The following is an 8,595-nucleotide window of genomic DNA, read 5'->3' as shown; positions in this document are numbered from 1 at the left end:
ATTGTCATGCACCGACGTCATCATCGAACTGCTCATGGCGTGTTGATCCGTATCTCGCCCTGCATCAGGCCGGTTTGTTATGAACCACTGGACTCAACTCACCCTGGCACGCAGGGGGTCGGGCACAGTCAACGAGCCGTGGGCCGCGCAGTTCAAGCGGGTTAGCCGAGATTCCGGGTTGCGGTTCGTCGCCGACATTGCCTACCGAGTCCAGGGTATCTATCTGGCCCAGCTCAGCGTCTGGCGCGAACGCAGCAGCGAGGACGCGCAGTCTGAGCTGCGCTGGCGCGCCGGGATCAAACCCCTGGTGCTTGACGACATCTTGTGGGCGGCGTTTTTGCCCCGCGCTGACCTGGGGGGTGAGCGCGCCCGACTTAACCTCAAAGTCCGAGGCGGGTTCACCGCGGATCCGTTGTCGATCGGCGAGGGCGTCATCGCTGCTGGCCATACGGGCGACCCTGATGGCGGACTGCGCGCACTCATCGATCAGTTCGACTCCGTCACAGCGCAGTTCATTGATCGCTATCCGAGGGTGTCGGATTACCTGATCGCACTCGGCGATCTCATCGCGGAATCTGTACACCCACGCCCCCGCCACCAGTTGCGTCAGATCCTTGCTTTGATCGCCGCCGGTCGCCCCGGCGAGGCGGCCGCGCTTGCTGATGCGCAAATCGCTGCAGGTGATACCGGGCCCTTTTCTGGTCCCATCCTCGATAGCGGTTACTCCGACGGGGTGTTTCAGCACCTAGCGCTGTCGTGCAAACCCACCCACGCCGCGAGACACTATCTGGCCTGCCGCACCCCGACTCACCGCCTGCAGATACTGGCCGAGAGTGACGGGTACCGCCGCGACTTCGAACTCGCCCGCGGCTTTGCCCGCGACCGCCGCGTGTTCGCACGGTTGCGCGATTTCACCGGTACCAGCCTGTGGGGCCTGATCTTGACGCCGCTGCCTGATTCCGGGCCGTTGCGCTATCTGCAGGCGGCCGGGCGCGCAGACGCGATGACACTGGAGATCTGCACACCCAACGACCCGCCCGGGGAAGGATCAACACGCTACGTTATCGGACACGACGCCCCGGGTGGTGGCGCCGCCCGGAACACGATCCAGCTGCCCTACAGCACCGAAATGGTCTGGGAAAGCGAATTATTCGCTGCCGAGGAAGCCATCGGCGTCTTCGACACCTACTACGACACCGGCGCCTTGGACCCGCGCTACCACCTGCGGCCCGCCGAGCAGCACCCGTGCAGCCCGCCACCCTGACCGATGCCCACCCACGGGCTGGCCAGCGGCCAGCCCGCTGTACACGCGGTTGTTCGGCCTGCGAGGGCGCAGCGGCGCATCCGGCGTAGCCGGTCTGTCACAGTGGGCATGCGGACGTAGTTGTTCAGAATTTCAACGTGTCCTTATCGGTACGGGCTCATCTGATCGAGGACCTGTGCCGCGGTGTCCACGATCGCCTGCACCTTGACGGCATCCTCGCGAACATCATCGGCGACAACCGATCCTTCGGGGCTGTACTCGATCGCGTTGCGGCGGCGCCGCATTCGATCAAAAGGCACCAAAGTGCCGCCTAGCGGCGGATCCAGCTGGGCGCGGACTGCCTCAAACACCGCGATATGGCCACCGCGGCTGGTGGCCCGCAACCCCTCGTTTTCCAGTACCGCCGCCAACGCCTTGCGCGCGGCGTCATACACCAACGCATACGCACCGACGGCGTCGGAGTCTGCGATCTGCGCCGCCGACCTCAGGTGCGCGCGAGCTTCATCGAGTAGCCGATCGGCAGCGTTTCGACTCGGATGCACCTGGTCGATGCGCTTCTCGGCGATCAACGCCTCGACCACCTCGCGTCCCTGATCCCACCTCATTCGGTATCCCGCACTGCGATAAGCACTTTCGGTTTGCTGCGCACATCGGCGACGAATGTGTCATCCCAGGCCGGGCTGTCCCACCGCTGAGGCAGGATCCGGACGATGTGCACGGGAAGCTGCAGGATCTTCTCCACCCGCCGGGCCGCCTCATCCAGGTCATCGAGGTCTGCGTTTCCCACGACGAGGACGTCGACGTCGCCGGGCGGTGGTCCAGGCTCACCGCCGTAGCGGCGCGCCCACGAACCAAATAGGTACGCCTGCCGGATCCCTGGGACCGCGGCGAGTTCGTCGGGTAGCACCGCGATCGGCCCGTAAGTCAAGGCCAGCAGTTCGGTCAACGGCCGCGTCAGCCGACTCTGGGCGGCCCTAATCAGTCGCATATTGCCGTACCGCCGCTCGTCAACGAGCCCTGCGGCAACCAAGCGTTCAACCTCGTGGTGCACCGCGGTAACGCTCGCCCCAACGTACTTGGCCACCTCGCTCAGGCTGTATTCGCTTTCCGGGTGCAGATACAACTGCGCCAGAAGCCCACCCTGCAGCTGTGACCGCAGGATCGGCAACAAGGCCGAAGTTCTCATACCTTGCAATATACCTTACGAGTTACACAAAATCACAGGTCAGTTTGCGTTCTGATCCATGCCACCACCCCCCGACCGCAGCAGTTAAGGGGCCCGGCCGAGGGTTCTCCAACCGGCCGGGGTAAGGCGCTGGGCAACGTTGGCTGCCCCACTACCCCCAGGCAACCTAATGGCCCCCGCACTGACAACGAAGTGACCGATCAGCTGACAACCAGATGACCGACCCGGCCGGGGGGCCGGGTCCCCCACAAGCGAGTTGACCGAATTCAACTGGACAACGAGCTGCGGCCTCTCACGGGAAGTTGTTCGGCCGGCCCGGGCCCGCCGATCGCGCCGGTATCGCCTTTTCGTTGCGTTACGTAGCGTTGTGTTACGTTGCGTTTCGTTGCGTGTATCGAAACGTAAGGTACCATTGCGGCTATGAGCGAAGACGTTGGCGCAGTCGAGCAGCAGCCGTGCCGGTACCCGGGGTGTTCGCGGCCGTCGCGGCCCGATTCGGCGACCGGGCGGCCGTCGTTGTACTGCGAGCAGGCGGATGCCAAGGGCGCACCGGTGCACAATCGGGTCAACGCGTGGCGGGCCCGGCACGCGGGACAGGTGGCGACCGCGGCCGCTACCGAGCAGTCGGTAGCGGCGCCGGTGTCGATGGCACGGGCGACGTTGGAGCAGCGGCTGTCTGATTTCCCCGGCAAGCTCACCGAGTTCCGTGACTTCCTCGACACCGCGATCGCCACCATCCGCGAGGCCAGCGACATGGAGGCCGCCGGCGTCGAAGTGGAAGACGCCCACCGCGACGCGTTGACCAAGGTGGCCGAAGCGGAACGGCGCGCCTCCGCGGCCGAACGCTCAGCGCGCTTGGCTGAGGAGCGCGCTGAGGTGGCCCGGCGGGAGCGCCAGGAGGCCGAGGCGGTGGCCGAGGATTCGGTAGCAGAGACCGAGCGGGTCGCACAGGAGTTGGCTGCCGAACTGGCGGGCGTGCGCGAGGACGCCGAGGCTACCGTCGCCGCGGTGCGTACCCAACTCGACACCGCCCGACGTCAGCATGCCGAGGAGCTGGCCGATCGCGATCGCGCCGTCGAACAGGCCAGGGACGAGGCCGAGGCCGCCAAGCTCGACACCGCCGCGGCGGTTGCGGCCAAGGCCGCGGCTGAGGACGCCCTGAATAGGGAGATCGCGATCAGCGGGCAGTTGCGCACCGATGTGGACGCCGGCCGTCGCCAGGCCGAAGACGACCGTGCGCAGCTGCAGGCCAAACTCGACGCCGCCGAGGGCGCACGTCAGCAGGCCCAAGAACAGCTTGCATCGATCCGGCTGGAGCTTGCCGCAGCGCGAGCCGCGACGAGCGCCGCGGAGCAAGCCGCGCAGTTCGCCCACGAGACCGCTGAGACCGTCCGCCGCGAGCTCGAGCAGACACGGGCCGACATGGGCGCTGAGCGCGAAGCCCTGCGGGCCGCGCACGACGCGCAGATCGTCCAAATCCAGCTCAGCGCCGATCAGCGCGCCGACGCGCTGAACCAGGCCCTGCAAGCGCTGCAACGCCAACCAGCCCCGAGAGCCCGCGCCCCCCGCAGATCCCGGCCGGATAGCGAAACCTGATGCGCGACTTTCAATTCCAGCCGAGCCGCGCTGCGTCGCGCTAGCCCGGTAGCCGCACGGGGACGCGAACACACCTTGCTCAGCTCACCACGTAGGTAACGGCCTCATGAATGTTGTTAGCGGGTGAGCTGACATAACGACAAGGCCGACCCGACACCAAGTCTTAAGCCTGTACTGCCGTGAACGGTGGTGTGAAATTCACAGGTCGTGTCCGTCGACCCTAGGAAGACTCCCGACTCCCCCGGCCGGCGGACGCGACTCCCGACGCAGAACCGCGCTACTTTCCCCCCCCTGACGAATAGCTCGCTCTGCCGCCTACTCAATTCGTATCGAAAGACTGGCGCTGGCCGCGAACGGAATTGGCCCGAAGCTTGCCGGGCCCGATTGATGTTGCGGGCCGCATAACCGGCGCAAGAGGGAAGTTAATTCACGGCTCCACGCACGACACAGGTTTCTTGCCAATACCGTTGTAGCGTAGCTTTTATGCTGCCGCAGCAAGACTGAAACACCTTGCAAGCGGAATCGAAAATCTTAGTCGGGCAGGGAGATTCGGATCGGTTCGTCGCGCACGCCAGCCAAGGCATCGCGTGCCTCCTCCAGGTAAACGAACGCGGTGGCTCGACCGTAGAACCGCGCATGTCCGGGCACCGAGGCGCACCCGATGCGGACCCAGTCGGGGTCGATCTGATCGGTGGAGACAAGCTTGTGCCGAGGGGCGGTGGCCGAGGGCAGCGCCGGCATCAGGACAAGACCGGCGGTGGTCGGCAACATGGTGTGGACGGTTTCGGCCACGGCCCATGCGCGCAGCCGTGACTCCGGCGGAAGGCCGCTATCTACGGTCGCCCCGAGCACGATCAGTACAGTGCTGAGTGGCATGCCTGCGGCGAAATCCTCGCTTTCGTCCAACGCTGGATCAAGCCACTGATCGTCGAATAATTCAACGAATGCGGCGGCGCGATCGCCGAACTGGGGCAGGACCTTGGCGGGGTTTTCGTATCCGGCGCGCAGAATTAGGAATTGCACTACTGCGGCTTCAACATCGGGGGCGCCGCGGTGGCCGAGGGCTGACATTCGTACGCTTCCGCGCCATTCTCGACAGCCCGATAGCCGACGGCCGTCGGTGGTCTCGAAGTGCATTCGTGCAGCGCCGAACTCGACGAGCGCTGCCTCGGGGGCGGCGTCTTTCGTGACGTCAGCGCGGCGTTGCCGGATGAACGTGGTCAAGTCGGTAATGGCGGCCCCCATGGTCTGCTGTCCACCCTTCTCTTTCCTGGTCTATCGATCGGCAACCTGGGCGTTGAGCTTGGTCGGCACGGAGGGCGCGGCGCTCGATCCGGGTCGACGAAAATGATCGATGCGCCGTCGCCCTCACTTCTCGATTTCGACGCGGGACGCGTTTCATCCAGCTCATCGTGGGCGCCATGTGCGGTAGGTCGCGTGCAGGTGCGAAACGACTCAGCAGCAGCAACAGCGGGACGCCGAGACTGGGCCTGTTCGCCGGCCGCGTGGTGCGTCTCAGACATGAGAGCAGCCTAGACCGGAACAACGCCGATCCAAGCCGCAACGCGACGATGCATCCTTGGTGATTCAGGCGCGGACCGGCTTGCATTAAAGCCCCGCGTCATAGCCCGTGTCACGCTGGGGCATCCTCTCCGGAGGTGCAAGCCGGCGGACATCAAGACTGCGGGTGATCGCCGTGAACACTGGTGTCAGCCAATGGTGTTGTGGCCGATCTTGATCCAAATCAGGCATCGAGAACGCTGAGCGCTGGTTCCACACTTGAGGGTCGACGGCACCATAGTCCAACCACCGGCCCGCCCGGTCGGCTACCGCGTCCAGAAACGCACGTCCAGAACGCCCATTACCTTCGCGGAACGGGTGGGCGTAGTTGATCCATCCGTACACCTCGGCCATCGTTGCTGCTAAATGTGCTGCGGTAATGTCTTGCCAGTTGGTGGCCGCGATCAGGTCGGCGGCGTGTTGGAGGCACTCGCTAATCCGTTCCGGGGCAGCAAATTCGGTGAATTTCGACAGCGGTACCTCACGGTAGTGGCCCGCCCAGACGTAGAGGTCTTGGAATAGCCAACCGTGTAACGCTCGAAGGTGTTCGGCGTCATAGGTTTTGGTGATGGGAGCTGTGTCAAGTGTGGCGGTGCGTATGGCGACTGCCTTGTATTCGACCTCGCGTAGCACCTCAGCATCGGTGATGCCGCGCTTGTTGCGCAAAACCGTCGTGCCGGGCCAGAAGTAGTCAGCCCAGTCCACGGACTTCTTCACCGTGAGGCAGGTTCGCCATGAAGTCCTCGGCGCAGGCTCGGCCCGTTGCGACCTCGATAACGGCCTCGACGTCGGCGCGGCTCGGCTCCCACCCTTCGAGCACGTTACTGGCGATCGCGTTGTTGACAGTGCGGCGCTTCTCAGCACTTAGGCCCACGAACAACTCCGGCCAGCGCCCTGCCGCTCCGCTTACTCGACTGCCGTTACTCACACTTTCATTCTACCGGGGCGTCCTGACACGACGCATCAAGAAGACGGTCCCGGTGGGGCTCGTGTCCGGGCAGCGCCCATACCCGGGTGGGCGTGCGGAAAGCCATCTCAAGTCACGTCTTTGAGTAGTGCCGCCGGCGTGACGCCGAAGTGATCGGCGATGTCGAAGAGCCGTGCAATCGAGATGTTGCGTTGTCCGGCTTCTACTCCGGTGAGAAACCAGCGGTTGAGCCCGGTGGCCAGCGCCGTCGCGCTTTTGGTCTCCCCGGCCGCTTCGCGCAGCGCGGTGATGGCTGCTCCCAGCGCAACGAGGCGCTGCTGGCTTCTTTCGTCTGGGGCATCCATGTTGCCTACTATAAGCCACGGCGCGTGCGGCCTCCACCGGTCAGTGCCCTGTCACCCCCTCTTCGGGGGCCACCTGAATCATGTTTATCCACAGGATCTTTCGACTATCCACAAGTGTCGGCCTGATCCGCCGAGCAGGAAGACGACAGGCGTGCGCTCCGCTAGAATGACTACTATAGTAGTCATCATTACCGGAGAGGATCCATTTTATGACCGCCACCGCCTCGACACCGAACACCACGACAACGTCGCCGGGCACTGTGGAGCATCTCGACCCGCACACGTTGGTCCTGGAGCCCAACGTGCGCGAGGACGCGCCCACCAGCCAGGGCTACGCCGAGCTGGTGACCAGCATCAGAAATTACGGGGTGCTCTCCCCCCTGACCGCAGTTCGCAGTCCTGAGGGTGAGGTGACGGTGCGCGACGGGCAGCGCCGGTTGCTGGCCGCGCGGGAAGCGGGCCTGGCTACGGTGCCGGTCTATGTCACCATGGATCTGGCCACCACCGAACAGGCGCGCACCGTGGCACGCATCACCGAACAAATCGTGGTCAACGATCACCGGGCGCCGTTGACTGAAACCCAACGCGCCAAGGGTATTCAGCAATTGCTGCTCGAAGGCCTGACCCCGGCGAAGGTAGCCAAATCGCTGACCGTGCCCAAGGCACTGGTCGAAGCCGCCGCCACGGCGACGCGCTCCGAGCAGGCGATGTCGGCGCTCTCACACGCCCAGCTCAGTATCGCCCAAGCCGCGGTCCTGGCTGATTTCGACACCGACCCTGAGGCGGTGCAGTACCTGACCGAGGCGGGCAGTGCCGGCGACTTCGAGCACCGGGTGGCCGAACTGCGCCAGAAAGCCGCCTCGGCGCAAGCCCGCGAGAACGCAGCAGCGCCGTTGCGCGACAAAGGGTATCGGCTGCTAACCGAGCGCCCGAGCTGGAATGACGAGCTGATGGCCACCCGGTGGGACCGCTTGTGCGACGGTCAGGGCAACACAGTTTCGGATGCGGTGACCGAGCATGATCCGCAGCTGTGGGCAGTATGGCTGGACGAGGTCGAGCTCTATGAGGACAGCCGCACCGGCGAGGAGGTCGACGAAGGCGACATCGACTGGGACATCGACGCCGCCGACCACGACGCCGCACCCGAAGAGGGCTATGTGCATCCGCGATTCATCGTCCAGCGCACCGCTTTCGAGCCCGAGTTCTTCTGCCTGGACATCGACGCCGCCGGGCTGCTGACGCGCTCGCAGTACTATCAGCGCTCCCGGCCAGGCGCAAACCCCGCGACCGGCGACACCGGCGCCGAGCAGCGTCGCGAAGCCGAACTGCGCGACAAGCGCAAAGTCGTGGCCCTGAACAAACTCGGCCACGCCGCCATCGAGGTCCGCCGGGCGTGGGTCAAAAACCACCTGCTGGCCCGCAAGACACCACCACAGGGGGCGGCGCTGTTCGTCGCCGCGCAGCTGGCCACCCACCCCAGCCTGCTCATCGGGTCCTACTCCGCCTCGACCGCCGCCGAACTGCTCGCCCTGAAAGACTCCGACACCGTTGCCGACACCATCGCGGCACTGCCCCCCGCTGCGGACTCCCGCGCCAGCGTGATCACCCTGGGCCTGGTCCTGGGTGCGCTGGAAGCCGAATTATGTGGCGTATCTGGATCTGTTCATTGTTCGGACGTGTTACCCCTTCGGATCAGTCAGCGTCAGGGATGCCGGTA

The 8,595-nt window shown here is 64.9% G+C and carries 9 protein-coding genes; 3 read left to right on the top strand and 6 right to left on the bottom strand.

The annotated features are described in order from the left end of the window. The first annotated feature begins 79 nt into the window (after positions 1-79). On the top strand, positions 80-1,264 hold the full coding sequence (locus tag AWC08_RS18010) for a hypothetical protein (protein ID WP_085088050.1): 1,185 nt from the start codon (positions 80-82) through the stop codon (positions 1,262-1,264). Between the two features lie 143 nt (positions 1,265-1,407). On the opposite strand, the gene AWC08_RS18005 is transcribed toward AWC08_RS18010, so the two are convergent. After that, entirely contained in the window at positions 1,408-1,869 is a 462-nt protein-coding gene (locus AWC08_RS18005) for a hypothetical protein (RefSeq protein ID WP_085088048.1), read from the bottom strand. Beyond that, complete coding sequence (locus AWC08_RS18000) at positions 1,866-2,450, bottom strand: nucleotidyltransferase domain-containing protein (RefSeq protein ID WP_085088045.1); 585 nt, start codon at positions 2,448-2,450, stop codon at positions 1,866-1,868. Before AWC08_RS18000 ends, AWC08_RS18005 begins: the two co-directional genes overlap by 4 nt. 420 nt (positions 2,451-2,870) lie before the next feature. Between AWC08_RS18000 and AWC08_RS17995 the strand changes: the two genes are divergently transcribed. Continuing rightward, positions 2,871-4,046 (top strand): coiled-coil domain-containing protein, encoded by a 1,176-nt coding sequence (locus AWC08_RS17995; protein WP_244906510.1) that lies wholly within the window; start codon positions 2,871-2,873, stop codon positions 4,044-4,046. A 531-nt stretch (positions 4,047-4,577) separates the two neighbouring features. Here the strand turns inward: AWC08_RS17995 and AWC08_RS17990 are convergent. From AWC08_RS17990 to AWC08_RS17980, 4 genes are all read right to left on the bottom strand, one after another. Continuing rightward, the gene (locus AWC08_RS17990) at positions 4,578-5,291 is read right to left on the bottom strand and encodes a hypothetical protein (RefSeq protein ID WP_085088043.1); all 714 of its coding nucleotides are present in this window, start codon (positions 5,289-5,291) and stop codon (positions 4,578-4,580) included. A 363-nt stretch (positions 5,292-5,654) separates the two neighbouring features. Beyond that, positions 5,655-6,323, bottom strand: a complete 669-nt coding sequence (locus AWC08_RS17985) for a Fic/DOC family protein (protein ID WP_159460005.1) — start codon at positions 6,321-6,323, stop codon at positions 5,655-5,657. Next, positions 6,298-6,534, bottom strand: a complete 237-nt coding sequence (locus AWC08_RS36585; RefSeq protein WP_159460004.1) for an antitoxin VbhA family protein — start codon at positions 6,532-6,534, stop codon at positions 6,298-6,300. The genes AWC08_RS17985 and AWC08_RS36585 overlap by 26 nt, the downstream gene beginning before the upstream one ends. A gap of 107 nt (positions 6,535-6,641) precedes the next feature. Further along, positions 6,642-6,878: a helix-turn-helix domain-containing protein gene (locus tag AWC08_RS17980; RefSeq protein WP_085088038.1), complete on the bottom strand. Its 237-nt coding sequence runs from the start codon at positions 6,876-6,878 to the stop codon at positions 6,642-6,644. A 209-nt stretch (positions 6,879-7,087) separates the two neighbouring features. Here AWC08_RS17980 and AWC08_RS17975 point away from each other — a divergent pair. Continuing rightward, the coding region (locus AWC08_RS17975; RefSeq protein WP_085088035.1) for a ParB/RepB/Spo0J family partition protein at positions 7,088-8,595 on the top strand (1,508 nt) is incomplete at its 3' end.

The organism is Mycobacterium gordonae (assembly GCF_002101675.1).
Lineage (GTDB): Bacteria > Actinomycetota > Actinomycetes > Mycobacteriales > Mycobacteriaceae > Mycobacterium > Mycobacterium gordonae.
Note: the sequence above shows the minus strand (reverse complement) of the source record. Positions and strands in the feature narration are given on the sequence as shown.

What these genes read in the sequence shown, in the direction of transcription:
- AWC08_RS18010 (WP_085088050.1), top strand. Translation starts at nt 80, where the DNA reads ATGAACCACTGGACTCAACTCACCCTGGCACGCAGGGGGTCGGGCACA.
- AWC08_RS18005 (WP_085088048.1), bottom strand. Translation starts at nt 1,869, where the DNA reads ATGAGGTGGGATCAGGGACGCGAGGTGGTCGAGGCGTTGATCGCCGAG.
- AWC08_RS18000 (WP_085088045.1), bottom strand. Translation starts at nt 2,450, where the DNA reads ATGAGAACTTCGGCCTTGTTGCCGATCCTGCGGTCACAGCTGCAGGGT.
- AWC08_RS17995 (WP_244906510.1), top strand. Translation starts at nt 2,871, where the DNA reads ATGAGCGAAGACGTTGGCGCAGTCGAGCAGCAGCCGTGCCGGTACCCG.
- AWC08_RS17990 (WP_085088043.1), bottom strand. Translation starts at nt 5,291, where the DNA reads ATGGGGGCCGCCATTACCGACTTGACCACGTTCATCCGGCAACGCCGC.
- AWC08_RS17980 (WP_085088038.1), bottom strand. Translation starts at nt 6,878, where the DNA reads ATGGATGCCCCAGACGAAAGAAGCCAGCAGCGCCTCGTTGCGCTGGGA.